The following is a 26,979-nucleotide window of genomic DNA, read 5'->3' as shown; positions in this document are numbered from 1 at the left end:
TCCCCAGGTTACCGGCGAGGCAGAACGCTAGCCTGGCCATGTGCCTGACAGCCTGCGCATCGCCTACGCCCGCGGCGTCACGCCCGGCAAGTGGGCGCGCATCTGGGGCGAGCGCCACCGCGCGCACCCCCTCGAGCTGATTCAGATCACGGCGGTGACGGATGTGTCGGCCGAGCTCGCCCCGGTGCGAGAGGGCGCCGCCCACGCGGCCTTCATCCGGCTCCGGCCGGGCGAGAGGCAGCCCGATTCCTTCCACCTCATCGCCCTGTATGACGAGCGCCCCTTCGTCGTCGCCCCCAAGGGCCACGTGGTCGAGGCCGCCGACGAGGTGGTACTCGCCGACCTCGAGGGCGAGGTGAGGCATCCGTTCGACGACGACGTCGACACGACGATCGAGGTGGTCGCCGCGAACGTGGGCATCGTCGTCGTGCCGCAGTCGATCGCCCGGCTCTCTGCGCGCAAGGACGTCGTCGCACGGCCCGTCGCCGACGCCGACGGCTGGCGCGTGGGGCTCGCATGGCCGAAGGACGCCGCGCCCGATGTCCTGCCGCAGATCGACGACTTCATCGGGGTGGTGCGGGGGCGCACCGCCAACTCGTCGCGCGGTGCCGCCGCGACGTCGGCCGAGTCCGGGAAGAAGGCGGGCCCCGCCACGAAGGGCAACCCGGCTAGTCCGGCTTCCTCAGGTGCCGACCGCCGCCGGAAGCCGCCAGCACCGGGGCGCTCGTCTCGATCGGGGCGCTCGCGTCGGCGACCCACTCGTTGAGCGAGCCGTCGTAGACGCGCACCTCGTCGTGCCCGAGAAGGGTCAGGGCGAGAGCCGCGCCGCTCGAGGCGATGCCGGCCTGGCAGTAGGCGATGACGGGCCGAGGCGAGGTGGCCGCTTCGCCGAGCGCGTCCCGCAGGCGCTCGCGCGGCAGATACGTGTTCGACGTCGGGTCGATCAGGCGCGTTGCGGGCGCGCTCACCGAGCCGGGGATGTGGCCGGCGCGCGGCCTGCCCGACTCGCCCGCGAACTCGCTCGTCGACAGGGCGCAGAGCAGAACGGCGTCGCTCTCGCCGGCCAGCACGGCCTCGACGTCGGACTTCGCCGCCCAGGCATCCGTGTCCTCATATGCCGAGAACTCGCCGGCGCGGCGGGGGCGGACATCGCCCACCGAGACCGGCCGGCCTTCGGCGCACCACTTCACGAAGCCGCCGTCGAGCACGCGCACGCCGAAGCCGAACGACCGGAACAGCCACCACAGCCGCGCCGCCCAGTAACCCGTGCCGGTGTCGTAGACGACGACGGCCGTGTCGTTGTCGATGCCGTGCGCCTGCGCCGTGCGCTCGAAGTGCCGCGCGCTGGGCCGGCTGAAGGGGTACTCGCCCTCCGGGTCGCTGAAGTCCTCGAACAGGTCGGCGAACACGGCACCCGGAATGTGCCCGTTGACCAGGTACTGCTCTTCCCCGGTGACGAAGGCGTCCGCGCCGTTGAAGCCCTTCACCTGCAGCACGGTCGCGTCGAGGACGACGAGGTTCTCTGACCCCCGGTGGTCCTCGAGCCACTGCGTCGAGACGAGGGCCGGGTCCGGAAGTCCATCGAAGAGGGGGTGCGACACAAGCGCAATGCTAGGCGGCTGTTCAACGGCTGTTAAGGGGGTTGCCGGATGCCTCGGCCGAAGCCTCGCGCCCGGGGTCCTCGCCCGCTCCGGCTCCCGCCGCTCTCGGCTGCCGCGAGCCCTTGTAAGCGCCACGCAAGAGGCGTGAAAGTGGGGCATCCCATGATCGGAATCACGAACTCACGCTTCTCACGAAAGAAGACACGCAATGACTTCCACCGAACTCGCCGTCGAGGCCGAGGGCCTCGTCAAGGTGTTCGGGTCGAACCGGGCGGTCGACGGCGTCGACCTGCGCGTCGCGGCGGGCACCGTCTACGGAGTGCTCGGCCCCAACGGCGCCGGCAAGACCACGACCATCTCGATGCTCGCCACCCTGCTCAAGCCCGACGGCGGCGTCGGCCGCGTCTTCGGCCACGACGTCGTCAAAGAGGCGAACATCGTCCGCCAGCTGATCGGTGTCACCGGTCAGTACGCCTCGGTCGACGAGAAGCTCTCGGCCAACGAGAACCTCTACATCTTCGGCCGCCTGCTCGGGCTCTCGGGCAAGCAGGCGCGGGCCAAGGGCGACGAGCTGCTCGCCGCCTTCGGCCTGACAGAGGCCGCCAAGCGGCCGCTCGCCAAGTTCTCCGGCGGCATGCGGCGCAGGCTCGATCTCGCCGCGAGCCTCATCGCGCAGCCGCCGCTCATCTTCCTCGACGAGCCGACGACGGGCCTCGACCCGCGCACCCGCGGCCAGATGTGGGACACGATCCGCAGCCTCGTCGCCACCGGCTCGACCGTGCTGCTGACCACGCAGTACCTCGACGAGGCCGACCAGCTCGCCGACCGCATCGCCGTCATCGACACGGGGAAGGTCGTGGCCGAGGGCACGGCCGACCAGCTGAAGGCATCCGTCGGCACATCGTCGCTGATCCTGCGCCTCGCGGATCGCAATGAGAGTGGCGAGGCCCTGCGCCTCATCGCCGAGGTGTTCGGCGTGCAGGGCACGCCGTCGCCGGAGGCCGGGCGCATCACGGCGCCCATGTCGAACCCCGACGCGGTCACAGACCTGCTGATCCGCTTCCGCGAGGCCGGCATCCGCCTCGACGAGTTCTCGGTGCAGAAGCCGACCCTCGACGAGGTGTTCCTCACCATCACCGGCCACGGCGTCAGCGCCGACGAGGCCGGCGACGACTCGGATTTTGAAGACAACGCCGCGGAGGTGCGCGCATGACCACCATCTCGTCCACTCGGATCGTTCCGGCATCCGAGCGCAAGCTCAAGAACCACACGAGCGTTCGCCAGACGTTCTCGAACTCGCTCACGATGGCCTATCGCGGGCTCGTCAAGTTCCGCCGCACGCCCGAGCAGTTCTTCGACGTGACCCTGCAGCCGATCCTGTTCACGGTCATGTTCACGTTCCTGTTCGGCGGTGCGGTGACCGGCACGCACGGCGACATCTCGGGGTATCTGCCGACGATCATCCCGGGCGTTCTCGCCCAGACCGTCATCACGGCCTCCGTCGTCACCGGCGTGCAGCTGCGCGAGGACATGGACAAGGGCGTCTTCGACCGCTTCCGCTCCCTGCCGATCGCGCGCATCGCCCCGCTCGCCGGCGCGCTCACCGCCGACACCCTGCGCTACGCGATCGCGACGACGATCACGTTCCTGACCGGCCTCGTCATCGGCTGGCGGCCCGAGGGCGGCTTCCTGGGCCTCGTGCTCGCCGGCCTGCTGATCATCGCGGTCGCCTGGGCGATCAGCTGGATCTTCGCCTTCTTCGGCGTGATCGCGCGCACGGCGAGCTCCGTGCAGGGCATCTCGTTCATGGTGCTGTTCCCGCTGACGTTCCTCTCGAACGCCTACGTGCCGACGGCAACCATGCCGAACTGGCTGCGCTGGTTCGCCGACGTGAACCCCGTGTCGCACGTCATCACGGCGATGCGCAACATCGTCGCCGCGCAGCCCGTCGGCGCCGACGTGTGGTGGACGCTGCTCGGCGCCGCGGTGCTCGTGCTGGTGTTCGCGCCGCTCACGGTGCGGGCCTACATGCGGAAGGCGTAAGCGCCCGCTCAGAAGCGCGTGACGCGCAGCAGCTCGTCGAGCGCCGCGGTCGCGGCCGCCAGATCGTCGCGCGTGGCCACTCGAGCGCGCGCCGAGGCGACACCGGATGCCCCGACCACGCGCTCGGCGAGCTCGAAGGCGCGCGCGCGGATGAGGCTCGGCTGGTCCTGACGCGAGTGCAGGCGCTCGGCGAAGGCGAGCAGCAGGGCGCCGGCGTCTCGCGCGGCATCCGTCGCCCCCGGCCAGCCGAGCAGCCAGACTCCGAGACCCGCGGCGGCCGTCGCGAGCACGGGGCGGTCGACCATCGCGGGGCCGCCGCGCCCGCGGCCGCGGGCCGCGACCCGCGCGTTCAGCCGCAGCCGGCGCGCGATCGCGAGCGCGTCGTCATCGGCGCGGTCGAAGTAGACGGATGCCGCGAGCGCGGCGGCCTCGCTGATGAGGAACCAGCCGCCGAGCGCGGCGGGTCCCGGTTTCGGGCCGTAGAGGCCCACGGCGGTGCGGTAGAGGTCGACCGCCCGGTCGGCGTCGCCGTCCGCCGCGGCGAGCTCGGCGAGGCAGGCCCAGCCGATCGCCCGGGTGTCGGGGCCGTCGAAGCCCTCGCGCGGCCCCGAGTCGTCGTTCGCGAACCGCTCGAACGCCTCGGCGACACCGTCGCGGCGCCCGAGCTTGAGCTTGTTGATCGCCATGATCCAGTCGAACTGCCCGATCTCTTCGATGGCGTCGATTCTCGCGAGGCGCTCACGCGCGCGCTCCGCCCAGGCGAGCGTCTCGGCCGGGCGGTCGTCCTGGCTCGAGAGATTGGCGATGCTCTGGGCGGCCTGCCCGGCCATCCAGTCAAGGCCGAGGCGCTCGGCGCCCTCCCACGCGGCGGTCACATAGGCCAGCGACCGGTCGAACTCACCGGTGTTCTCGGTGAGCAGGCCGCTGAACAGGTTGCCGATGATCCGAATGACCTCGTCGTTGGAGGCGCGCAGCGCCTCGAGCTGCCACAGCCCCCACTCGGCCTGGAAGCGCAGCGCCGCGCTGAGCACCTGGGCGACGGCCGCGAGCCACGGCGACACCGCCCCCGAGCGGACGAGCCGCCGCACCTTGACCGCCGCGCGCAGGCCGGAACGCAGCATGACGGTCGGCGGCACCGCCTGGAACTCCGCGAGCTCGGGCGGCATCTCGGGCCGCCTCTCCGCATCGCGGCTTCCGGGCTTCGGCGCCTGAGAGCCCGCGATGCCCATGACAGCAGCGAACATCAGGGCGATGGCCGTCGCGTCGGGGAACTCCGCGGAGGTCTGGGCTTCAGCCGCGGCCCGGGCGATGACGGGCGCGAAGGCGAGCGCCTCGCGGAACTGGTTGCGCACCATCCAGTGGAAGAGCAGCGCCGAGAACACGGGGATGACCGTGGCCGGGTCGCTCTCGTGCGCGCGCAGCACCGCGACCAGGTTGTCGTGCTCGAGCTCCAGCCCCCGGATCGCCGCCGTCTGGCCCGGCGTCGGAAGCGCCGCGATCGCCTGGACCGCAAACCGCCGCGCCCAGCGCGACTGCGCCGTGGCGACGAGCTCGTCCTCGCCGGCATCCACCAGCGCCATGTCGCCGAACTCGCGCACCGTCTCGAGCATGCGGTAGCGCAGGCCGAGTGGCGTCTCGGTGACCGAGACGAGCGATTGCAGCACCAGGGCATCGAGGTCGTCGGATGCCGCGAGCCGCGCGTCGGCCTCGCGAGACGCGTCCGCGTCGACGAGCGCGACCGCCGCGGCGGCCTCGGCCGAGAAGCCGTCGGGGAAGCGGGACAGCCGGCGCAGCATCCGCCGCTCGCTCTCGCTGAGCAGATTCCAGCTCCAGTCGATGACCGCGATCAGCGTGCGGTGCCGCTCGGGGGCGCTGCGGTCGCCGCCGCGCAGCAGCGCGAAGCGGTTGGAGAGGCGGCGCTCGATCTCGTCGACGGACATCGAGCGGATGCGCGCCGCGGCCAGCTCGATCGCGAGCGGCAGGCCGTCGAGGTGCTCGCACAGCCGAGCGACGGCGTCGAGGGGCAGCGCCGCTCCGGGCCGCGCCGCGCGGGCGCGCTCGAGGAACAGCGTGACGGCGGGGCCGTGCTCGTCCGCCGGCAGCGAGCCGAGCGGGTAGACGCTCTCGGCCCCGAGCTGCAGGGGCGAGCGGCTCGTCGCGAGCACGCGCACGGTCGGGATCTCGGAGAGCACCTGGTCGACGAGGTGCGCGGCGCCCTCGATGACGTGCTCGCAGTTGTCGAGCACCAGCAGCGTCTCGCGCTCGGAGAGCGCGGCGCGGATGCGCGTGCGGACCTCCAGCAGCACGATCGGATCGCGCAGGCTGAGGCGCCCGGCGCCGACCTCGCCGATGCCGAGCGTCGCGGCGACCGCGAGCGGCACGTCGTCGGACTCGCGGATGCCGGCGAGCTCGACCACCACGACGCCGGGGGTCGTGCGGGCCGCGCGGTTTGCGAGCTCCTGCGCGAGCCGGGTCTTGCCGAGGCCGCCCGGGCCGAGGATCGTGGTGAGGCGCGACGCCGCCATGAGCTTCTCGAGCGCGGCGATGTCGGCGTCTCGGCCGATGAGCTCGTTGGGAGCCGCGCGCAGCCCGATGACGACGTGCTTCGGCTTATCCGATGGCCGGGTAGCCCGCTCTGCGACCGTATCCGCCGGGTCGAGTAGGTCGCTCTGCGACCGTACCGAGACCAGACCCTCTCCTGGCGAGGAATGGGTCTCGATACGCTCCTTCGTCGCTACTCGACCAGCGGGAAGCGACGGCTCGTCCGCGCGCAGCAGCTCGGCGTTGTAAGCCACGAGCTCGGCGCCGGGCCGCGCACCGAGCTCGTCGTCGAGCCGCTGCCGGAACTCGGCGAAGGCGCGCAGTGCCTCGCCGCGGCGGCCGGCGGCGGCGAGCGACCTCATGAGCAGCAGCTGGGCGTGTTCGTCGTAGGGGGTGGCGTCGGCGAGTGCGCGGGCGGCGTCAACCGCCGCAGCGGGAGAGCCGGAGTCCACGGCATCCGTCACCCGTTTCTCGAGAGCGCGCACGCGCACACCGTCGGCGGTCTCGCGCAGCCGCGCGGCCAGCTCGGTCTCGCCGAGGTCGGCGCCGGGCTCGCCGCGGCGCGCCGCATCGGGCGACCACAGGTCGACCGCGTCGACCGGCGCGCCGAGCCGGTAGCCGCCCGCGACCGACTCGATCAGCTCGTCGCCGGTGATCGCGCGCACGCGCGAGACGAGGGTCTGCAGGGCGGCGCGGGCGTTGCGCGGCGGGTCGTCCTGCCAGATGTCGTCGACGAGAGACGGCACCGAGACGACGGCGCCCTTCGCGAGCACGAGCGAGACGATCAGAGCCTTGCCGTTGACGCCGGGCACGTCGACCCAGCCGCGCGGCCCTGCGACCCGCACGGGCCCGAGCACCTGCACGCGCGGCTCGGTCACGCCCGTCTCTGCCACCCGCCCAGTTTAGAGAGCGGGGGATGCCTCGGGCGGCGCCGCCGCGCTCAGCGCACCGCGTCGGTCACGAGCCCCCAGAACCAGTCGGCGTCGAGGCCGAGGGCGACCGCGGTCGGCACGTCGCGCTGCACCCACGGCCGCAGATCGACGACGGTCATGCCGGTGGTGTGCTCGCCCTTCGTCTCGACGGCGATCGGCGCGCGCCTGAGCTCGACGTGGCCGCCACCGAGCTCCTCGTCGATGACGATCGCGACGGCGACCGGGTCGTGCACCGGCGGGGAGTCGAAGCCCTGCACATCCGAGTAGCGCCGGCCGTATTCGGCGATCAGATCGGTCATGAACTCGGCCTTCGGTCCGCCGACGGCCGTGATCCGCTCGGCGACCTCGGGCGTCGCCAGCGCCTGGTGGGTGACGTCGAGCCCTGCCATCGTGACGCGCCAGCCGGCCTCGAAGACCTCTGCCGCCGCCTCGGGGTCGAACGCGATGTTGAACTCCGCGACGGGAGTGAGGTTGCCGAGGTGCGCCGCGCCGCCCATGAGCACCACCTCGCGGACCCTCTCGACGAGGCGCGGCTCGCGCCGCACAGCCAGCGCGATATTGGTGAGCGGCCCGGTCGGCACGAGCGTGATCTCGCCCGGCTCGTGCGTCATGACGAGCTCGACGATGAGGTCGACGGCATTGCGGGCGTCGAGGGCGACGGATGCCTCGGGCAGCACGACCCCGTCGAGGCCCGAGTCCCCGTGAATGTCGGCGGCGAACTCGGCCGAGCGCTGCAGCGGCCCGTCGGCGCCGGCCGCGATCGGCGCGGTGATGCCGGCGAGCGTTGCGATGCCGAGTGCGTTATGCGTCACCTTGGGCAGGCTCTGGTTGCCCGCGACCGCCGTGACGGCCAGCAGTTCGATCGCGGGGTGCGCCTGCGCGAGCAGCAGGGCGACCGCGTCGTCGTGGCCGGGGTCGCAGTCGAGGATGATCTTGCGGGGCATGCACCAACTCTCGCGCACGGCGGGCGAGAGGAGGGGCTCCACGCCCAGAAGCGAGCTCACCCGATGCGCGAGCTTGCCCCACACGTCAACGGTGCAGGATGCCCCGACGCGCGGGCCTCGGCGAGGTCGGCGTCCGCGAGACGACCCGTGACGCCGCTTTCGCCGCGGATTCGCGCACGACGGGTCGTCCAACGAAGAGGCCAGACTGCGAGACGACCCTAGGTGTCGGAACTCGTGGCCAGAGGCGCATTACGGGTCGTCCCGCGGGGCTCCATCGGCGGCCCTGAGATCGCCGCCCACAGGCATCCGCGCCCCGGCCCTAGATCCAGCTGCGCAGCCACATGTGGGCGCGCCAGAACTCGTACGAGGTCTGCACGCCTGACCAGATCGGCCAGAAGAACGCGCTCGCCGCGAGCACGATCGCGAGGTACGCGGCGACGCTCGCGATGCCGCGGGTGCGGCGGTACGTGGAATCCGAGGGGCGGCCGAGCACCTTGGCCACGAAATAGACGATCGCGAGGATCAGGTACGGCTCGAAGGCGATGGCGTAGAAGGTGAAGATGGTGCGCCCGTGGTACAGGATCACCCACGGCAGCCACCCGGCGCCGACCGCCGTGAGCAGCAGCCCCGCGCGCCAGTCGCGGTGCCGGATCAGCACGTAGACGAGCCCGAGCAGCGCGAGCGTGCCCGCCCACCAGATGAACGGGTTGCCGAGGTCGGTGATCGCCCGCGCGCACCCGAACTGGGCCGCCGTGCACCCGCTCTGGCCCGTTCCGATCGACTGGTAGAACATGCTCGTCGGCCGCAGCATGAGCGTCCACCACAGCGAGTTCGACTGGTACGGATGCGTCGCGTGCAGGTTGATCGAATAGCCGTAGAGCTCGGTGTTGTAGTGCCAGAGGTTCTGCGCCCAGTACGGCACCCACGACAGCAGCCCGTGCCAGGCGTTCTGCCCGGGATTCGCCTCGACCCAGTGCCTGTCCCACCCGCCGCTCGTGAACAGCCAGCCCGACCACGCCACGAGGTAGGTCGCGATCGCGATCGGCACCATCGTGACGAAGCTGACGACGGCCTGGGCGAGGCCCTCCGTCGGGGCGAGGAACCCCGCCTTCCGGTAGGCCACGAAGTCGGAGAGCACGGAGTAGACGCCGAACACCGCGAGGAAGTAGAAGCCCGACCACTTGACGCCCGCGCACAGGCCGAAGGCGAGCCCGGCGGCGAGCAGCCAGGGGCGCCACAGCACCGGGCCAGGCAGACGCTTCGCGTCTCGCTGGGCGGAGCCCGGCGGTGGCGAATCGGCGCCCGTGAGGCGGCGAATCCGCCGGTCGCGATAGGAACGATCCAGCAGCACCGCGCCCACGCCGAGCAGCGCGAAGAGCATCACGAAGTTGTCGAGCAGTGCCACGCGGCTCATGACGATCGCGCTGCCGTCGACAGCCATCAAGAGGCCCGCGATGCACCCGAGCAGCGTCGAGCCGTGGAACAGCCTCTTGGCGATCAGTATGACGAGCACGACGGCGAGGATGCCGGCCACGGCGGTCGACAGGCGCCAGCCGACCGAGCTGTCGATGCCGGTGAGGTGCTCGCCGAGGGCGATGATCCACTTGCCGAGCGGGGGGTGGGCGACGAACTCGGGCTTCGCCGACCAGCCGCTCGCGTTGCCCGCGTTGAAGTCCTGGTCGGCGTTCGCCACCCAGGCGCCCTCGTAGCCGAGGTGCGAGAGCGTCCACGCGTCCTTCACGTAGTAGGTCTCGTCGAAGACCAGCGAGTGCGGCAGGCCGAGGTGCCAGAGGCGCAGCGCGGCGGCGAGCAGGGTGACGGCGATCGGGCCGCCCCAGTCCCAGAGGCGGCGGCCGAGCGGCGTCGCGAGGCGTGCGGCCCACCAGCTGTCGAGGCGGGTGCCGGTCGGCTCGGGCTCGTCGGGCGGCTCTGGTCGCTCCGCGTGCCGGGAGGAATCGACGATCTCGTCGAACTCGGCGTCTGCGGCGTCCGGGTCGGCGGGCTGGCTCACCCGCGCCATGGTACTCGGGCCTTCGATGGCCGATCTGGGCGCGGCATAGGCTCGTGGGCATGCTCATCCTCGCCGCGACGCCCATCGGAAACCTCGGCGACGCGACGCGGCGGCTGGTCGACACGCTGGCCTCGGTCGAGCTCGTCGCCGCCGAGGACACGCGGGTGGCGCAGCGGCTGCTGCAGGGCCTGGGCGTCGAGAACCGGCCACGGCTCATCGCTCTGCACGACCACAACGAGCGCGACCGCTCGGGCGACCTCGTCGAGCTCGCGCGTGCGAGCGACGTGCTGCTGATCTCGGATGCCGGCATGCCGACCGTCAGCGACCCGGGCTACCACCTCGTGCAGGCCGCGATCGCCGCCGGCGTCACGGTGACGGCGCTGCCCGGCCCGTCCGCGGTGCTGACCGCGCTCGCCCTCTCGGGGCTGCCCACCGACCGCTTCGCGTTCGAGGGCTTCCTGCCCCGGAAGGAGGGGGAGCGGGCCAAGCTGCTGACGGCGCTCGCCGACGAGCGCCGCACGCTGGTGTTCTTCGAGTCCCCGAACCGCCTCGCGGCATCCCTCGCCGACATCGCCCGCTTCTTCGGCGACGATCGCCGCGTCGTCGTCGCGCGCGAGCTCACCAAGCTGCATGAGGAGGTGCGCCGCGGCACCGCCGCCGAGCTCGCCGCCTGGGCCGCGGGCGGCGTGCGCGGCGAGATCGTGATCGTCACGGAAGGCGCGGCCGAGAAGGTCGTGTCGCTCGAGAGCGGCGTCGCCGATGTCCTCGAGCGGGTCGCGGGCGGCACGCGATTGAAGGATGCCGCGGCCGAGGTCGCCGGCGAGACCGGGCTGTCGCGCCGCGAGCTCTACGAGGCGGCTCTGCGCGCGCGTTAGTTCCCCTGGCCGCCGTAGGGCGTGACCCGCGGCGTGGGAATCGGGAAGTTGCGGTTCCCGCCGAAGCCGCCCTGGCGGTAGACACCGTCGCTCGCACCGCCGAAGTGCGTGAACGCGAAGACGATCCACACGACGATCAGCACGAGCCAGAGCGCGGTGAAGATGTAACCGAGGATGAGGCCGGCCTTCGCATACTCCCGGCCGCGCTCGGGCAGCCCCTTGCGGTACTCGGCGAGGGTGATGTGCCCGCACACGATGCCGACGACGGGAATGATGAAGGCGCCGATGAAGGTGATGAGCGCCATCACGTTGAAGGGCGGCAGCTGAGCCCGGTCGACGACCGGCTGGGCCGAGTAATAGGTGCCAGCGGCGGGAGCCGGCGCGGGGGCGGCCCCGGGCGCGGGGGCCTCGTGGGGTTCGTTCGGAGTGCTCACACCGTGACAATAGGCCGGGCATCCCGGGTGCCACGATGACAAAGCCGGTGTCTTGGATAAGGATCGGCGGGCGAAACGTAACCTCATCAGGGACGGCGCAGGCGCAGCGGCATCCGCCCCTAGGATTTAACGCATGCCAGACGGCCGCTCGTTCTACCTGACCACGCCCATCTTCTACGTCAATGACGTGCCGCACATCGGCCACGCCTACACCGAGGTTGCGGCCGATGTCATGACGCGCTGGCACCGTCAGGCGGGCGACGACACCTGGCTGCTCACGGGCACCGACGAGCACGGCCAGAAGATCCTGCGCACCGCGACCGCGAACGGCGCGAGCCCCAAGGAATGGACCGACCGGCTCGTCGAGACCGCGTGGAAGCCGCTGCTCGAGACGATCGACATCGCCAACGACGACTTCATCCGCACCACCGACGAGCGGCACGAGCGCCGCGTGAAGCTCTTCATCGAGAAGCTGCGCGAGGCCGGCCACATCTACGAGGCCGAGTACGAAGGGCTGTACTGCGTCGGCTGCGAGGAGTTCAAGCCCGAGTCCGAGATCGTCGAGGGCGCGGGCGAGTATGCCGGGCAGAAGGTCTGCGCCATCCACGGCCGCCCGCTCGAGCTCCTGCAGGAGAAGAACTACTTCTTCCGCATGAGCGCGTTCCAGCAGCAGCTGCTCGACCTCTACAAGTCGCAGCCCGACTTCGTGCAGCCCGAGAGCGCGCGCAACGAGGTCGTCGCCTTCGTCTCGCAGGGGCTCAACGACCTCTCGATCTCGCGCTCGAGCTTCGACTGGGGCATCCCGATCCCCTGGGACGAGAAGCACGTGCTCTACGTGTGGGTCGACGCGCTGCTGAACTACGCGACGGCGATCGGCTATGGAGAGGACGACGAGCAGTTCCAGCGCCGCTGGCCCGCCCGCCACATCGTCGGCAAGGACATCCTGCGCTTCCACGCCGTCATCTGGCCGGCCATGCTGCTCGCCGCCGGCCTTCCCGTTCCCGCGGGCGTGTTCGGCCACGGCTGGCTGCTCGTCGGCGGCGAGAAGATGTCGAAGTCGAAGCTGACGGGCATCGCGCCGAACGAGATCACGGACACCTTCGGGTCGGATGCCTTCCGCTACTACTTCATGCGCGCGATCTCCTTCGGGCAGGACGGCTCGTTCTCGTGGGAGGACCTCGCGGCGCGCTACCAGGCCGAGCTCGCGAACGGCTTCGGGAACCTCGCCTCGCGCGTGATCGCGATGGTGAAGCGCTACTTCGACGGCGTCGTGCCGCAGCCAGTCGCCGACGAGGCCGCCGATCTCGCCGTGCAGACGACCGTTGGCGCGGCCGCACTCGAGGCCGACGCCGCGATGGAGCGTTTCGCGATCCACGACGCGCTCGCCGCGGTGTGGAAGATCGTCGACGCGCTGAACGGCTACATCACAGAGCAGGAGCCGTGGGCGCTCGCGAAGGACGAGGCCACGCGCGACCGCCTCGCGACCGTGCTGTACACCGCCACAGAGGGCCTGCGCGCTCTCGCCGTGCTGCTCTCGCCCGTGCTGACGAAGGCGACGCCGAAGCTGTGGTCGGCGCTTGGCGTCGAGGACTCGCTGGGGGCCCTCCCTGAGCAGCCGCTGCGCGCGGCCGGCGAGTGGGGCCAGCTGAAGCCGGGCACCGTCGTCGGCGAGCTCGAGCCGCTCTTCCCGCGTATCGAGGCTGTCTAGCGCGTGGCATCCGACCGCTCCTACCCGCCGCTGCCCGACGCGCTCGCCGTGCCGGTCTACGACGATCACACGCACCTCGACCCGGCGATCCATCGCGACGAGCCCGGCCTCGAGCAGCTCGGGTGGCGCGAGCAGCTCGACCGTGCGGAAGCCGTCGGCGTGCGCGGGGTGGTGCAGGTCGGCGTCGACGTCGAGACGTCGATCTGGAGCGCGGAGCACGCCGTGCGCGACCGCCGCATGCTGGCCGCGGTGGCGCTGCACCCCAACGAGGCGCCCGAGCTCGCGGCATCCGGCGCTCTCGACGACGCCCTCGCGACGATCGACGAGCTCGCCGCTCGCCCGCGCGTGCGCGCCGTCGGCGAGACCGGGCTCGACTTCTTCCGCACCGACGAGCCGGGCCGCGCCGCGCAGTTCCAGAGCTTCGAGGCGCACATCGACATCGCGAAGCGGCACGGTCTCGCCCTGCAGATCCACGACCGCGACGCCCACGACGAGGTGGTCGCGACGCTGCTGCGCGTCGGGGCGCCCCGGCGCACCGTGTTCCACTGCTTCTCGGGCGATGCGCGACTGGCGCGGCTGGCGGCGGAGCACGGCTGGGTGCTCTCGTTCGCGGGCACCGTCACGTTCAAGAACGCGCCCGCGCTGCGCGAGGCGCTCGCCGTCGTGCCGCGCGATCTGATCACGGTTGAGACGGATGCCCCGTACCTGACGCCCACGCCCTATCGCGGCCGCCCGAACGCCCCCTATCTGGTGCCTCACACGGTGCGCTTCATGGCCGAAACGCTCGGCATGCCCGTCGACGAGCTCGCCGCGCAGCTCGCGGCCAACGCCGAGACGGTCTACGGCTCGTGGGACGCAGAGCTCGAGGCGCTCGTGGGCGACGGCGCGGGGGCCGGCGCGTGAGCCAGGGACTGCTCGGCCCGGCGGAGGTGCGCGACCTCGCCGAGCTGCTCGACGTGACCCCGACCAAGAAGCTCGGCCAGAACTTCGTCCACGACGCGAACACCGTGCGCCGCATCGTCCGCGTCGGCGAGGTGCAGGCGGGCGACACGGTCGTCGAGGTCGGCCCGGGGCTCGGGTCGCTGACGCTCGGGCTGCTCGAGGCCGGGGCGAACGTCGTCGCCGTCGAGATCGACGGCCGGCTCGCCGCGCAGCTGCCGCACACGGTCGAGGCGCAGCTGGGGGCGGATGCCGCCGCGAGGCTCACGGTCCTCCACCAGGACGCGCTGACTGTCGACGCGCTGCCGGGGGAGCCGACCCGCCTCGTGGCGAACCTGCCGTACAACGTCTCGGTGCCGGTGCTGCTGCACCTGCTCGAGAGGGTGCCGTCGCTGCGCTCGGGCGTCGTGATGGTGCAGGCCGAGGTGGGCGAGCGCATCGCCGCCGCCCCCGGCTCGAAGGTCTACGGCGCGCCGAGCGCGAAGGCCGCCTGGTACGGCCGTTGGCGCACCGCGGGCAATGTCAGCCGGCAGGTGTTCTGGCCGGTGCCGAACGTCGACTCGATTCTCGTCGCCTTCGAGAAGGGCGAGGCGCCGGGCGACGAGGCGCTGCGCCGCCGCACCTTCGCCGTCGTCGACGCCGCCTTCCAGCAGCGGCGGAAGATGCTGCGCCAGTCGCTCTCCGGCGTGTTCGGGGGTTCGGCCGAGGCATCCGCCGCCCTGGAAGCGGCAGGCAGCCCGCCGACCGCCCGCGGCGAGGAGCTCGATGTGGCGGCGTTCATCGCGATCGCGCGGGGGCTGGGGGTGACGGGTGACTGAGGCGACCGAGACCGGGCGGGACGCGCGCGTGCACGTGCGCGCGCCCGGCAAGATCAACGTCTATCTCGGCGTCGGCGAGGTGATGGCCGACGGCTACCACGAGGTCGCGACGGCATATCAGGCGGTGAGCCTGTACGAAGAGGTGTACGCGAGCGAGTCGTCCGACTTCAGCGTCTCGTTCCGCGGACCCATCGACTGCTCGGTGCTGCCGGTCGACGAGACGAACCTCGCGTTGCGCGCGGCGCGGCTGCTCGCGACGCACGTGGGCTATGCGGGGGGCGTGCGCCTCGAGATCGAGAAGCACGTTCCGATCGCGGGCGGCATGGGCGGGGGTTCGGCGGATGCCGCGGCCGCACTGGTCGCGTGCGATGCGCTCTGGGGCACGGCGGTTCCGCGAGACGAGCTGCACGAGCTGGCCGCGCTGCTGGGCGCCGATGTGCCGTTCGCGCTCGCGGGCGGAACGGCGATCGGCACGGGGCGCGGCGAAGAGCTCTCGCCCGCGCTCGCGCGCGGCACCTTCCACTGGGTGCTCGCGCTTCCCGACACGCAGCTGTCGACGCCCGCCGTGTACAGAGAGCTCGACCGGCATCGCGACCGGCACCGGGCGGAGCTGCCGGCGAGGCTCGCGCCCACCGTGGATCCGGCCGTGCTGCAGGCGCTGCGGGCGGGCGATGCCCGGCAGCTCGCCGAGGTGCTGGCGAACGACCTGCAGGCGGCGGCGATCCACCTCGCGCCAGAGCTCGCCTCTGTGCTCGAGACGGGGGAGCGGGCGGGCGCGCTCGCCGGGCTGGTCTCGGGCTCGGGGCCGACGGTCGCGTTCCTCGCAGAAGACGGCGACGCGGCCCTCGACCTGCAGATCGCCCTTTCCGCGTCGGGGCTGCTGGCCGAGCGGGTCACCGGCCCGGTGCACGGCGCCCGCGTCGTCGGCTGAGCCGGCGCCCGACGCGCCTGAACCGGTTAAGGCGCCGGCGGGGGACCGTTCGGCTCGTCGGGTCGAACCACGGGGTTGGGAGAGTTGGGGGGTGTGGGGCGCACCTAGAAGCGTGACCCCCCGCCTGGCTCGATCAGGCTAACCGGGCGTCTAGGTACCCTTCCCGCGCGGGCCCTCAAACCGTCAAGACCTGACTGGCCCTTCACCCCGGTGAACGATCGCGCGCAGTTCGCGCCGCGACCGCAGCCCGAGCTTTCCGAGGATGTTCCGCACGTGGAAGTTGACGGTCGTCACCGACACGTACAGCAGTTCCGCGACCTCGCGGTTGGTGAGGCCGCCCGCGACGGCGAGGGCGACCTCGCGCTCGCGGGCGGTGAGCTCGGCGAGATCCGCGGATTCCGACAGGGGAGCGGCAGCGGGCGCCGCGCCGCCCTCGGGCACGGGCCCATCGACGAGCGCATCCATGCTCTCGAGGGTGCGCAGCAGATACGTGCTCGCCTTGAGCGTGCGGAAGACGGCCGCGGCCTGCTCGAGCTGCTCGAGGGCGAGGGCACTCTCGCCCGAGGCGCGCAGCGACTCGGCGTAATCGACGCGGTCGCGCGCGAGCGAGAACGGCAGACCGGCGGCCGTGTGGCTGCGCACGACCCCGGCATACAGGCGGTTCGCCTGCTCGAAGTCGCGGGATGCCAGTGCGATGCGTGCCCGCAGGCGGCTGACCGCGAGCGGAGACCGGCTCCAGGGGGAGTCGCCCGACAGCGCCTCATTGGCGATGCTGATCGCCTCGGCGGTGCGGCCGAGCTTCAGCAGGGCATCGATGTGGAGTGACAGCCAGCTCCACACGCTGCCGCGCCGGGTCGCGACGCGCGCGGTCTCGGTCGCCTGGAACTGCGCGAGCGGGTCGCCGACCGCCAGCGCGAGCTCGGCCCGCAGCAGGTCGGGCAGGTCGGGGTCGTAGGGCACGGCGCCGCCACCGGAATCGGGCAGCAGGCTCAGCATCCGCTCGATGTGGCGCACCTGATCGACCTCGGCGCGCGCGGCTGACACCAGCCCCGACACGGCGTAGGCCGTCGGAAGTGTCGCCGGATAGGGGTCGTCGAACGCACTGTCGAGCGCCATGCGGCCCGAGAGCAGCGACTTCTCCCAGTCGCCGATGAGGAAGAGCACGTGCGCGTGCATCGTGAGCGCCATGTGCCGCAGCCACGAGCCGGGGAAGCCGGCTGCCACGCGGATGACGCGGTGCAGGCGGTTCGCGGCATCCGTCACCCGCCCCGCATAGAGGAAGGTGCGTGCCTGGTAGACGAGGGCATCGACCGCGGCGGGGGAATCGGGGCTGCCGCGCAGCAGCCGGTCGATGCGCGACATGCGGTCGGCGAGTCGCTCGGCGTCGCGCAGGCGCGCGGCGGCGACGAGCTCCCAGGCGGTCAGCCAGAGCTCGTTGTCGGCTGGGCGCACGATCCACCTGAGATCCTGCTCGACCTCCTGCGGGCGTGCGGGGGCCTCGGCAAGAACCCACCGCGCGAGCGCGACGTGCTCGGCGATGGACTCGTGCTGATCGTTGATGGCGTCGTAGAGGGGCAGCATCGCGGCCGAATGCGCGGCGAGTGCGCGCAGCGACGGCGAGCCGCCGCGTGCCGCGATGACGGCGAGGGCGCGCTCGATGCCGGCCTCGCGGTGGCCCGTGACGACCTCGAGGTCGGCGAGGATCGCGTCGCGCAGGGCCGTAGCCGGCAGCGAGGCCAGGTCGCCCTTGAGGTGGAAGATCCGCTGATGCTCGTGCAGGCGGATGGCGAGGGTGCCGACGAACAGCAGCGCGTGCTCGTACTCCGCGCCGGGGGTCGCCAGCTGCAGCGCCGCGAGCGCCAGCGACATCCCGTGCTCTCCGTCGCCGACGGAGACGCGCGTGCGGGCGGCCTCGAGCAGGTCCGCGACCAGCGCCGTGTCCTCGGGCCGCGCCGCGCCGATGCGGTGGCGCAGTTGCGCGGGGCCGGTCAGCACGTCGGCCGCGGCGGCGTGGATCTCGCGGCGGCGTTCGAGGGGGATGTCCGCCGCGATGCAGTCGGCGGCGACCCGCGTCGGCGGGGCGACGGTCGGAACCGCGGTCTCCTCCATGACATGCACCAGGCCCGAGCGCTCGGCGGCGTCGAGGTCGAAGGCGCCGAAAGCCTCGGTGAGACCGAGCCACGCGGCGATCCGCCCGACGGTCGTGACCGCCGTCGGCTCACGAAGCACGGCCACGATCCCGGCGGCGGTGCGCGCGCCGGGCGCGGCGGACTGGAGCGCGCGCTGCTGGCTCGGCAACAGGGGCACGACCCGCCCTCGGTCGAGGTCGACGGCCGGGGGGTGCGGCGCCTCGAGCACGTCGCTGCGGTAGGCGTCGAGCAGCGCCGCGACCAGGGTGGGGTTCCCGTCGGTGTCCGCCGCGAAGCGCCGTGCCACCCGTCCCGCCACCGGGCGACCGAGCCGCTCGACGGCGATCTCCTGGATGTCGCCGGGGGAGAGCGCGGGCAGCCGCACGAGCTCGTTGTGCTCCGGGCGGGAGTGGGCGAAGCCCTCGAGCAGCCGCGCGGTCGGGTTCGCGAGCGACTCGGTCGACATGACGAGCAGATGCGGCCGCCGCGCATTGCGGCGCACGGCGAACAGAACGGCGTCGGCCGACTTCTGGTCGGCGAAGTGGATGTTCTCGGCGAGCAGGCAGATCGGGCCGCCCACGGCAGCGAACGCGCGCGCGAGGCTGCGGCCCACCACGGCGGGGTCGTCGGGAGACCCCGGCGCCGAGAGCGGCGTCACGACCTGTGTGCCGAAGCGCGCGAGCGACGCGTTCACGATCTCGAGGAAGGACCAGTCGGTGCGGCGCTCGCGCTCGTCGGCGACCGCTGTGACGAGTGTCCAGTCCTCGAGCAGCCGGATCGAGTCGCGCAGCAGGGCGGCTGACTGGTAACCCTCGGGACCGTAGATCAGGACGGAGCCGACGCGCGCATGCGGCTCGAGAGCGAGCGACGACACGCGCTCGACGGCGGAGCGCAGCTGCTCACGGGTCGCCGCCGTCGCCACCGCATGCGGCGTCGGGTATGCGCTCATGCCGTTCCCCCCGGGCTGAAAAACAGCGACAGTGCCCAGCGTTCGGGTTCCGGCGGCACGGTCGGCTTTCAGGGTGCCACAGAGTTGCGGCGCGAGCACCCGCCGCGCATCCCCCAATTAGGAGGTGCATGCCCGCGCCCTATCCTGGAAGGAATGGCTCACCTCCTCGGCGCCGAGTCGCTGCACCTGGAATTCCCGACCCGTGTCGTCTTCGATTCCGTGACGCTCGGACTGCAGGAGGGCGATCGCGTCGGCATCGTCGGTCGCAACGGCGACGGCAAGTCGACGCTGATGCGCCTGCTCGCGGGCCGGCTCGAGCCCGACGCCGGGCGCGTCACACGCCGCCGCGACCTGCGCCTCGGAATGCTCGACCAGGCCGACACGCTCGACCCGGCGCTCACGGTGTCCGAGGCGATCGTGGGCGACGCCGCGCACCATGAGTGGGCGGGGGATGCCCGCACGCGCGACGTCCTCGCGGGGCTGGTCGGCGACATCGCGTGGGATGCCCGCATCGAGACCCTCTCGGGCGGTCAGCGCCGCCGTGTCGCGCTCGCGGCCCTGCTGGTCGGCGACTGGGACGTGATCTTCCTCGACGAGCCCACCAACCATCTCGACGTCGAAGGCATCGCCTGGCTCGCCGGTCACCTCAAGACGCGCTGGGCCGCAGGCGCCGGCGCCCTCGTGGTCGTCACCCACGACCGGTGGTTCCTCGACGAGGTCTGCACCGCCACGTGGGAGGTGCACGACCGCATCGTCGAGCCGTTCGAGGGCGGCTACGCGGCGTACATCCTGCAGCGCGTCGAGCGCGACCGCATGGCGGCGGCCACCGAGGCGCGCCGGCAGAACCTGGCGCGCAAAGAGCTCGCCTGGTTGCGCAGGGGAGCGCCCGCGCGCACCTCGAAGCCCAAGTTCCGCATCGACGCCGCGAACGCTCTGATCGCCGACGTGCCCGAGGTGCGCGATGCCGTGTCGCTCCAGCGGCTCGCCGTCTCGCGCCTCGGCAAGGACGTCGTCGACCTGCTCGACGTGTCGGTCGAGTTCCCGCTCGCAGCCGAGGCGTCCTCGCCCTCGCGGGTCGACTCGGCGGAGCCGCTCTCGCTGGTCGACTCGGCGTCCCCGCCCTCGCTGGTCGACTCGGCGAAGCCGAATGGAGACCGGCGCACGGTCTTGCGCGACATCACCTGGCGCATCGCGCCGGGTGAGCGCAGCGGCGTGCTCGGCGTCAACGGCGCGGGCAAGTCGACCCTGCTCGGGCTGATCTCGGGCACGGTCAGCCCCACGACGGGCCGCGTGAAGCGCGGCAAGACGGTGAAGGTCGCGACCCTCACGCAGCGCCTCGACGAGCTCGACGACGTGCTCGATGAGCCGGTGCGCACGGTCATCGGCCGGCTGCGCACGAGCTACACGATCGGCGCGGGCTCGAAGGCGCAGGAGCTCACCCCCGGGCAGCTGCTCGAGCGGCTGGGCTTCTCGAGCGCGCAGCTGTCGATGCCCGTGAAGGACCTGTCGGGCGGTCAGAAGCGCCGGCTGCAGCTGCTGCTGATCCTGCTCGACGAGCCCAATGTGCTGATCCTCGACGAACCGACCAACGACCTCGACACCGACATGCTCGCGGCGATGGAGGATCTGCTCGACTCCTGGCCTGGCACGCTGCTCGTGGTCAGCCACGATCGCTACTTCCTGGAGCGGGTGACCGATCAGCAGTACGCGATCCTCGGTGGGCGCCTGAGGCATCTGCCGGGCGGCGTCGACGAGTACCTGCGGCTGTCCGCCGCCGACCGACAAGCCGCCTCATCAAGTCCCCCTGGATTGACTGAAAGTGCTGGTCAGGCCGGTAGCAGCAAGCTCTCCGGCAAGGAGCTTCGCGACGCAGAAAAGGAGCTGGCTTCGCTGGAGCGGCGCATCTCTCGTCTTCAGCAACAGGTTGCCGACAGCAAGGTTGCCCTGGCCGACCTCGACCAGTCCGACTACGCGCTCCTAGGCGTCGAAATGCAGAAGATCGCGACCGTGGAGGATGAGATCGCGGCCCTTGAGAACCGATGGCTTGAGCTCTCTGCGCTATCCGAGTGATTGGGTAATAGCTGGAAACCGCGAGGAATGAGATGTTCGGATTCCAGGAACGAGACGTTGGGACTTTGAGGTCACAGGCTGGCCGCCGCGTTGTACTCACCGGGGCCAACTGTCGGACCGTTTTGGTCGGCTCAGCGGGCTAGTCCGAGTCGGGTTCCGGGACAGTTGGTTCGCGCGCTTCAGCTGCCTCTGGATCGTGCAGCGCGTTCCAGTAGGGCATGAAGACGAGCTTGAGTGTGAGCCACCAGAGGTAGATGCTGACGCCCGAAGAGAACACCGCGTCGCCGAGCAGTCCGTGTGCGACTTCGTTGCGGAGGTTTGGGCCGATAGGTCCGCACAGCAGTGCGCGAAGCTCGAACGCGACATCCTCTCCGAAAATATCGACGACTCGCTCGTTCTCCATGAGCGAGGAAAGACCGATCTCATTCTCATTGCCGTCGGCGCTGATCGTGCTCGTGCGCTCGCCCGCGTTTGCAAGGTGGAGCCGCACGAGCGCTTCGATGGCAGGTACGAGAAGGTGCACCGCGGCCCCGAAGTCGCCGCTGTATCCGTAGTGCAGCCCCCGTGCGAAGACTCCCTCGTGCGTGCTCGGAACGATGGTGCTACTTGCAGCAAGGGCCTGGAAGTCGCCGATGTGAAGCCGGTGATCAGTGGACAACTGTCCCCAAGCTCTCGGCAGCACGATGCCGCCGAGGAGATTGACCCGTAGCTGGTAGTGCTGGATCAGCCCTTCCCAAATTGATGCCTTCTCACCGTAGATCGTGGCGGCGTCACCAGTAGGCGAGCGGTACACGGTTCGTCCGTCGGAACTAAGAGTGCGTCGCCCAAAAAGGGATGAAAGGGGGAACTGCCGTTCACGCTGCTCCGCCTCCGTCCGAAACGCCGACAGGTTTGCGAAAGGCTGGATGCCGGCGAAACGCCGCACCGATTCGACTGGATCATCGCTACGGATCGCAGCAAGCAACTCTGTGACGTGGCCGCTGAGGTCGACACTTTCCGTGGTGAACACTCTCATCTGACCGATGGCCGCTGCGCCACTCTCCCGGATCCGGCGAGCGAGTTCCGTTGGTAGGTCGGCGACGCCGAGGCGCTCGCGGGCTGCGCGAGGCAGTGTGCGGAGAATCTTGAGCGCCATCTCCAAGTGGATGGATGCACGGAAGGCCTCAGAAGCGTCGGCCTCAGTGATCAATCGCTCAATGATTGCGTATGTCGCGTCCTCAGCAGCCTCTGGATCGCCTGCACGCCGATACCACTCGGCCGCGGTCTCCAGGGTGTGCTGGGCGGCGATTGACTCGATACCCTCTGCATGCCCCGCAAGGTGTTCCGCGATCGCCGCCGCATGCTCTCGTCCAAGCCGGTGGTCCCCGAGCAACCGAGCTGCGCGCACCGCGAGCCCGCCATCGGATGATGTGCTCGCGGCCTCGACAAGCTGGCGCTCGATCTCGTCGAGCTGCGCTGAGGCAACACCACGGAAGCGAACACCAACAGCAAGCCCGCGGTCCCACTGCTCATCGGCGTGCGTCATCGCCTCGCTCGTCACCCCGTGGTCGGCCAGCGCCTGGAGCTGCGCGGCATGCCGAATCGGGCGAAGCGCAGGGTCCCCAGCGATTGCTACGACGTCGAGCACGCGACTCCGGAGGACGAGGTTGGGGATCAGGTCGGCGATCTCAGCCAACACGGTGATGTCTGCTTCCACGAAATCCGCGGGAATCGGGCTCCGTCGGTCGCCGAATGCAGCGAAAGGACCGTAGGGGTTCGTCCAGTCGTTGGCGTTCGGCATGAACCATGCGACCGTTGCGAGAAGCCCCGCGAGGTATCGGACATCCTCATCGGCATCGGCGTCATCTGCAATAGCCCGGAGAGGACTGCCCATCAGGAGCGTCCCATCGTCGTTGGCGAGCGCGGCCTGCAAGTCAGGCTGTCGAGCAGCAGCCTGCCAGCGCGAGTCGGGGGTGGCGGTCACGAGATACAGGCTATGGGTGGCCGCCGACACTGGTTGCGGCTCGGCCCAGGACTGGCGCGACAATGTTCGACCCTGGTGAGTTCCCCCTCCCCGCGCTTTCCGATGGCCCGAGCTGCGCCGTCGGAGGCTCTGGCTACGCTGAGAGAACTATGAAAGTTCGCGTCGATTGGCCCGGCGAGGCTCTGCGCCCGCGGGGCAGCGTGAAGTACGTTGCCGGATACGTAGGGGCGTGTTTATGACGGCCCCTGACGAGGAGTTTGCCTGGCGGGTGCACGACAGCATCTCCGAATGGACGGCCCGCGTGGATGTCAAGGCGTCGATATCGTTAGCGATTGAGGCGGCGGTCCTGGGGTTCATCGTGACCCTCGCAACTGATGGTCGCGTCCTTGAAGGAATTGCAAACTGGACCGTCTGGCTACTTTGGGGCGGAGTCGCCCTGCTGCTTGCAAGCGTGGTGCTGTCTATTCTCGCCGTGCTGCCGCAACTCAGGCGTCGCCACATGAAGAGTGAGTATCGAAGGAACCGGATCTTCTTCGGGCACTTGCGGCTCTGGGACCCGGACGAGCTGGCGAAGAGCATGGTCGAGAATGACGAGTTGGGGGTCGCACAACTCGCGCGTCAACTCGTGAGCATGTCCAAGATTGCTTGGCTCAAGCACGTATGGCTTCAGGCATCGCTTTATCTCATGCTCCTTGGTATTGCCGCGATCGCGGCGCTGTTCGTGCTGCTGGTTCTGGGATGCGTGGCCAAGTGAGTGAACTCGAAGACCGGCTCAGCGCCTGGGTGAAAGATGCACTTGCCTCGACATGGGACAGGCGCAATGGGCAGAAAGTTCCAGAGCCGGCGGATCTCACCCTCAAGAACGAGGCGGTCGATCTTGACGCGGTCGTGCTTTATGCCGACCTCGCCGACTCGACGGACCTGGTGACTAGTCGGAGCGCGCTTTTCGCAGCGGAGGTATTCAAGACCTACCTCTTCTGCGCCGCGCAGATCATTCGCTCGATGGGCGGAGTCATCACCGCCTACGACGGTGATCGAATTATGGCTGTGTTCATTGGCGACTCGAAGAACTCGAATGCGGCAATTGCGGCGTATCGGATCGAATGGGCCGTCGAGAAGATCATTCAACCGGCGATCCAAGCGCAGTATCCGAAGAACACCTATGTGCTGAAACAGAAGGTGGGGATTGCCTCATCGCCAGTCACCGCAGTTCGCACCGGTGTTCGGAACGCGAATGACATCGTGTGGGTTGGCAACGCTGCCAACATTGCGGCAAAGCTCGCCGCGCTCAAGTCCGGTTACTCGACTTACATCACCGAGGCTGTCTTCAAGATGCTGAACGACAAGGCCAAGAAAAAGAACGACGGCATGAGTGCGATTTGGACCGACCTGGGTGGTGTGCAGACATTCGGTCGGGTCTACGGCACGACGTACTGGCGTTCTCCGTAGTAGAAATCTGATTTCCGTGACTACGCGGCCTGACGTGAGGACTCTGCGCCTTGGTCGAGAAATCTATGTCGGACACCCGCTCTAAACTGCGCGGGCTGTGTAGTCGCAGATGTTCTGCACACATTTCAAGCGGGCGGGAGCGACATGCAGTCGATCATTGCGAAGGTCGATCATCTCAGCAATGGGGTTCCCATGCTTCGCGCCACCAACGGAGTCCTATTTGTGGGAGATTCCGAGGTGACGAACCTGGGGCTGCAAGTTGGCGATGTGGTCCTTTGTGACAACGACGGCGAGTGGACGATCGGCGTTGAGGCTGACTGGGAACCGCGTATCAACGTCGGTTCGGTGACGCACGTCACTGACACCCAGGCGCTGATCCGGTCGGGTCTTGAAATCCACATGCGAACGATCCCTGATGGGATCGAGATTCAGTCCGGGGACACCGTCGCCTATGACGAACGCCCTGAGCTACTGGAGGTCGTCACCACAGAGCGCGTCAGGGCTTCCCTACTGGGAGAGGACGGCTTCGACGTCACGACCGTTCGGCGCCTACCCAATGCGGACCTCGAGTGGGACCAGTTTGCGGGTTCCCCCGACATCGTGCGCGAAGCAAAGGACATCGTGGCCGTGCATACGGATCTGGAAGCCCGCCGCCGTCTCAGCGCTCTCGGAGTTGATCCTGTTCGCGGCATTCTGTTTGAGGGACCGCCCGGTACCGGCAAGACATTCCTCGCTCAGATCATGGCCGCGAAGTCCGGCGCCATGCTCTACCTCGTCACGACCGCCTCGCTAGGCGGTCGCCTGGTCAGCGAAAGCGAGCAGCGCCTTGAATCGATCTATGAGGATGCTGCAAGACAAGATCTGTCCATCATCTTCATTGACGAGATCGAAGTGCTCACCCGGGAGCGGGGCTCGGAGCACGATCAGGGTTCCCGCCTGGTGAATGTGTTCTTGACGAACATGGATGGGATGGCCTCGCATGACAACGTCATCACTATCGGCGCCACTAACCGTGTACATGACATAGACCGCGCGCTGCGCCGACCTGGCCGATTCGATAGAGAAGTGAGCTTTCGCCTCCCAGATAGCGCTGACCGGTATTCGATCCTCACCGCGCGCCGCCGCGTCACGACCGGGGGTCTCGACTACGCCGGCGTTGCAGACGCCACGGACGGCTGGACAGCCGCCGATCTCGAAGCGATCTGGAAGCACGCCGGAGAGCTCACGGTCATCGCTGGGCGCTCGGCTATCCGGAACGACCATTTCCTGATGGGCTTCGAGCGGGCCAGAGATGCGCGAGCCAATCGACTGAATGGAACACGATGAGACGCCTAACAAATTGGTGGAACAGGCAACGCCGCGCCCGCGCATTGCGAAAGATCGACCGGCTCCGCCGCTTTACCGACCCGCTCGGCAACATCCGGCAGTTCCTCTACCTCGACAGCATCGCGCTGCGCAGCCTCTACATCTCTCGATATGGTCCGGAGGATGCTCGCATGACGATCACCCGGTCACAGACTCGCGATGCAGAGATCAACGGTGGTTTCGACTATTCGATCCCCGCGCTCGGCTCCGCCACAGCGGGAGCCAAACTCCGTAGCAGCACCTCCCAATCGATCCAGGTTGAGCGGGTCGCCTCCGAGCAATCCCTCTTCCGGGACTTCCTGGATCGCGAACGCGCGTTCGGGAAGGGAAGCCTGCTATGGCAGGGCGCACCAGATGAGCATGGAGTCTTCACTCACGCCGAAAGGCCGCTGCAACGCGGCGACCTCATCGAGGTCCGCATTCGCCTCGAAGCCGATCGGGCATTCCGATTCGGCTCATTCGCCTCGACGACGGGGTCGCTAGCGGAAGGGACGAGTATGTTCTCCTTCCCTGGCGCGAGACAGTTCGTGGAAGTCGGCGATCTGCTTCGACAACTACTCATCGAACAGGCGCCCATCGACTCAGAACTCGTGGACTGGGGCTGGGACGCCAAGCAAAAACTGATAACACGTGCCTCCGAGGCGACGGAGCCTCTGCGACTCGTTGCCTTGACTCAGGTGGACAACTACTGGATCGACGTACGTCGCGCGCTTTTCGACCGCGCTGAATGTACGGCACTCGTACGCGTAAGCCAGGATGTGCCCACGACAGGCTGGACCCCGGTGAAGCTCTTCGACGCGGTGAGAGACCTCCCAGGCCTCGAGTCGATGAGCGCGGCCATCGACATGATCACAGCGGGCTTCGACCCTGTGGCAAACCAAACCTCTGCAATACAGCCGCAGCTCTATGACGCGCTCCGACGCTATGCGGCTGCCATTTCATCACCGGAACGCGCCGTCGAACTCGACGAACAGATCTCGTTGATAGCCACGGCTATGGCGCCAATGCTTCCGAGCGCCTCATCGGTGGTTCAAGCCTTCAACGAGGTCGACCAACTATTCGACACCGAGAACGTTCCGTCGCCCGATCCAGACGTACGCGCCGAGGGCCGTGATCAAGCCTTAGCGGAAGCGCAGCTCGATCAGAATGGCAACTCACGCCAGGTACGGGTGGTGCCGACACGGACCGAAAAGCAATACCTGGTCGGAGAGAGGGACTGTCGGTTTAACGGTGTGTGAGGGTCCGGCCTGATCCGAGAGGAGACGGCCGTGTCGGAC

Annotated in this window: 20 protein-coding genes; 13 read left to right on the top strand and 7 right to left on the bottom strand. The window is 69.5% G+C overall.

Annotated features, from left to right (window positions below):
- Positions 1-40: 40 nt before the first annotated feature.
- Positions 41-766 (top strand): LysR family transcriptional regulator substrate-binding protein, encoded by a 726-nt coding sequence (locus tag ABD716_RS07670; RefSeq protein WP_344775485.1) that lies wholly within the window; start codon positions 41-43, stop codon positions 764-766.
- Here the strand turns inward: ABD716_RS07670 and ABD716_RS07665 are convergent.
- Positions 669-1,601 (bottom strand): sulfurtransferase, encoded by a 933-nt coding sequence (locus ABD716_RS07665; protein WP_344775482.1) that lies wholly within the window; start codon positions 1,599-1,601, stop codon positions 669-671. The two genes, ABD716_RS07670 and ABD716_RS07665, sit on opposite strands and share 98 nt — an antisense overlap.
- A 208-nt stretch (positions 1,602-1,809) precedes the next feature.
- Between ABD716_RS07665 and ABD716_RS07660 the strand changes: the two genes are divergently transcribed.
- Positions 1,810-2,814, top strand: a complete 1,005-nt coding sequence (locus ABD716_RS07660) for an ATP-binding cassette domain-containing protein (RefSeq protein ID WP_344775480.1) — start codon at positions 1,810-1,812, stop codon at positions 2,812-2,814.
- Complete coding sequence (locus ABD716_RS07655) at positions 2,811-3,644, top strand: ABC transporter permease (protein WP_344775477.1); 834 nt, start codon at positions 2,811-2,813, stop codon at positions 3,642-3,644. Before ABD716_RS07660 ends, ABD716_RS07655 begins: the two co-directional genes overlap by 4 nt.
- 8 nt (positions 3,645-3,652) lie before the next feature.
- Here the strand turns inward: ABD716_RS07655 and ABD716_RS07650 are convergent, their stop codons facing one another.
- The 3 genes from ABD716_RS07650 to ABD716_RS07640 form a co-directional block, all read right to left on the bottom strand.
- On the bottom strand, positions 3,653-7,078 hold the full coding sequence (locus tag ABD716_RS07650; protein ID WP_344775475.1) for an AfsR/SARP family transcriptional regulator: 3,426 nt from the start codon (positions 7,076-7,078) through the stop codon (positions 3,653-3,655).
- Positions 7,079-7,125: 47 nt separating this feature from the next.
- The gene (locus ABD716_RS07645; protein ID WP_344775473.1) at positions 7,126-8,061 is read right to left on the bottom strand and encodes a nucleoside hydrolase; all 936 of its coding nucleotides are present in this window, start codon (positions 8,059-8,061) and stop codon (positions 7,126-7,128) included.
- Between the two features lie 319 nt (positions 8,062-8,380).
- On the bottom strand, positions 8,381-10,081 hold the full coding sequence (locus ABD716_RS07640) for a dolichyl-phosphate-mannose--protein mannosyltransferase (RefSeq protein ID WP_425553405.1): 1,701 nt from the start codon (positions 10,079-10,081) through the stop codon (positions 8,381-8,383).
- Positions 10,082-10,131: 50 nt separating this feature from the next.
- Between ABD716_RS07640 and rsmI the strand changes: the two genes are divergently transcribed.
- Complete coding sequence (gene rsmI / locus ABD716_RS07635; protein ID WP_344775469.1) at positions 10,132-10,947, top strand: 16S rRNA (cytidine(1402)-2'-O)-methyltransferase; 816 nt, start codon at positions 10,132-10,134, stop codon at positions 10,945-10,947.
- Here rsmI and ABD716_RS07630 read toward each other — a convergent pair.
- Entirely contained in the window at positions 10,944-11,381 is a 438-nt protein-coding gene (locus ABD716_RS07630) for a DUF4190 domain-containing protein (protein ID WP_344775467.1), read from the bottom strand. The two genes, rsmI and ABD716_RS07630, sit on opposite strands and share 4 nt — an antisense overlap.
- A gap of 133 nt (positions 11,382-11,514) precedes the next feature.
- Between ABD716_RS07630 and metG the strand changes: the two genes are divergently transcribed.
- From metG to ABD716_RS07610, 4 genes are read left to right on the top strand one after another with little or no spacing between them, the layout of a single operon-like run.
- Positions 11,515-13,089, top strand: a complete 1,575-nt coding sequence (gene metG / locus ABD716_RS07625; RefSeq protein ID WP_344775465.1) for a methionine--tRNA ligase — start codon at positions 11,515-11,517, stop codon at positions 13,087-13,089.
- A gap of 3 nt (positions 13,090-13,092) precedes the next feature.
- Positions 13,093-13,992, top strand: coding sequence for a TatD family hydrolase (locus tag ABD716_RS07620; protein ID WP_344775463.1), 900 nt, complete (start codon positions 13,093-13,095; stop codon positions 13,990-13,992).
- Entirely contained in the window at positions 13,989-14,846 is an 858-nt protein-coding gene (gene rsmA, locus ABD716_RS07615; protein ID WP_344775461.1) for a 16S rRNA (adenine(1518)-N(6)/adenine(1519)-N(6))-dimethyltransferase RsmA, read from the top strand. The genes ABD716_RS07620 and rsmA overlap by 4 nt, the downstream gene beginning before the upstream one ends.
- The gene (locus tag ABD716_RS07610; protein ID WP_344775459.1) at positions 14,839-15,777 is read left to right on the top strand and encodes a 4-(cytidine 5'-diphospho)-2-C-methyl-D-erythritol kinase; all 939 of its coding nucleotides are present in this window, start codon (positions 14,839-14,841) and stop codon (positions 15,775-15,777) included. Before rsmA ends, ABD716_RS07610 begins: the two co-directional genes overlap by 8 nt.
- Before the next feature lie 183 nt (positions 15,778-15,960).
- Here the strand turns inward: ABD716_RS07610 and ABD716_RS07605 are convergent, their stop codons facing one another.
- Positions 15,961-18,855 (bottom strand): helix-turn-helix transcriptional regulator, encoded by a 2,895-nt coding sequence (locus tag ABD716_RS07605; protein WP_344775457.1) that lies wholly within the window; start codon positions 18,853-18,855, stop codon positions 15,961-15,963.
- A gap of 153 nt (positions 18,856-19,008) precedes the next feature.
- Here ABD716_RS07605 and ABD716_RS07600 point away from each other — a divergent pair, with 153 nt between their 5' ends.
- A complete protein-coding gene (locus ABD716_RS07600) occupies positions 19,009-20,925 on the top strand; it encodes an ABC-F family ATP-binding cassette domain-containing protein (protein ID WP_344775455.1) in 1,917 nt (638 codons plus the stop codon).
- 139 nt (positions 20,926-21,064) lie between these two features.
- Here the strand turns inward: ABD716_RS07600 and ABD716_RS07595 are convergent, their stop codons facing one another.
- Positions 21,065-22,888: a DUF4209 domain-containing protein gene (locus ABD716_RS07595; protein WP_344775453.1), complete on the bottom strand. Its 1,824-nt coding sequence runs from the start codon at positions 22,886-22,888 to the stop codon at positions 21,065-21,067.
- A 235-nt stretch (positions 22,889-23,123) separates the two neighbouring features.
- Between ABD716_RS07595 and ABD716_RS07590 the strand changes: the two genes are divergently transcribed.
- From ABD716_RS07590 to ABD716_RS07575, 4 genes are all read left to right on the top strand, one after another.
- A complete protein-coding gene (locus ABD716_RS07590) occupies positions 23,124-23,642 on the top strand; it encodes a Pycsar system effector family protein (RefSeq protein ID WP_344775451.1) in 519 nt (172 codons plus the stop codon).
- Positions 23,639-24,337, top strand: a complete 699-nt coding sequence (locus ABD716_RS07585) for an adenylate/guanylate cyclase domain-containing protein (RefSeq protein ID WP_344775449.1) — start codon at positions 23,639-23,641, stop codon at positions 24,335-24,337. The genes ABD716_RS07590 and ABD716_RS07585 overlap by 4 nt, the downstream gene beginning before the upstream one ends.
- Positions 24,338-24,481: 144 nt before the next feature.
- Entirely contained in the window at positions 24,482-25,663 is a 1,182-nt protein-coding gene (locus tag ABD716_RS07580) for an ATP-binding protein (protein ID WP_344775447.1), read from the top strand.
- 44 nt (positions 25,664-25,707) lie between these two features.
- Positions 25,708-26,940 carry a DUF6414 family protein gene (locus tag ABD716_RS07575; protein ID WP_344775445.1) on the top strand — a complete coding sequence of 411 codons (1,233 nt, stop codon included), beginning with the start codon at positions 25,708-25,710 and terminating at the stop codon, positions 26,938-26,940.
- The last annotated feature ends 39 nt before the right edge of the window (positions 26,941-26,979 follow it).

It is taken from the genome of Gryllotalpicola kribbensis, assembly GCF_039538245.1.
GTDB classification, from domain to species: domain Bacteria; phylum Actinomycetota; class Actinomycetes; order Actinomycetales; family Microbacteriaceae; genus Gryllotalpicola; species Gryllotalpicola kribbensis.
This window is presented reverse-complemented; position numbering and strand designations above follow the sequence as displayed.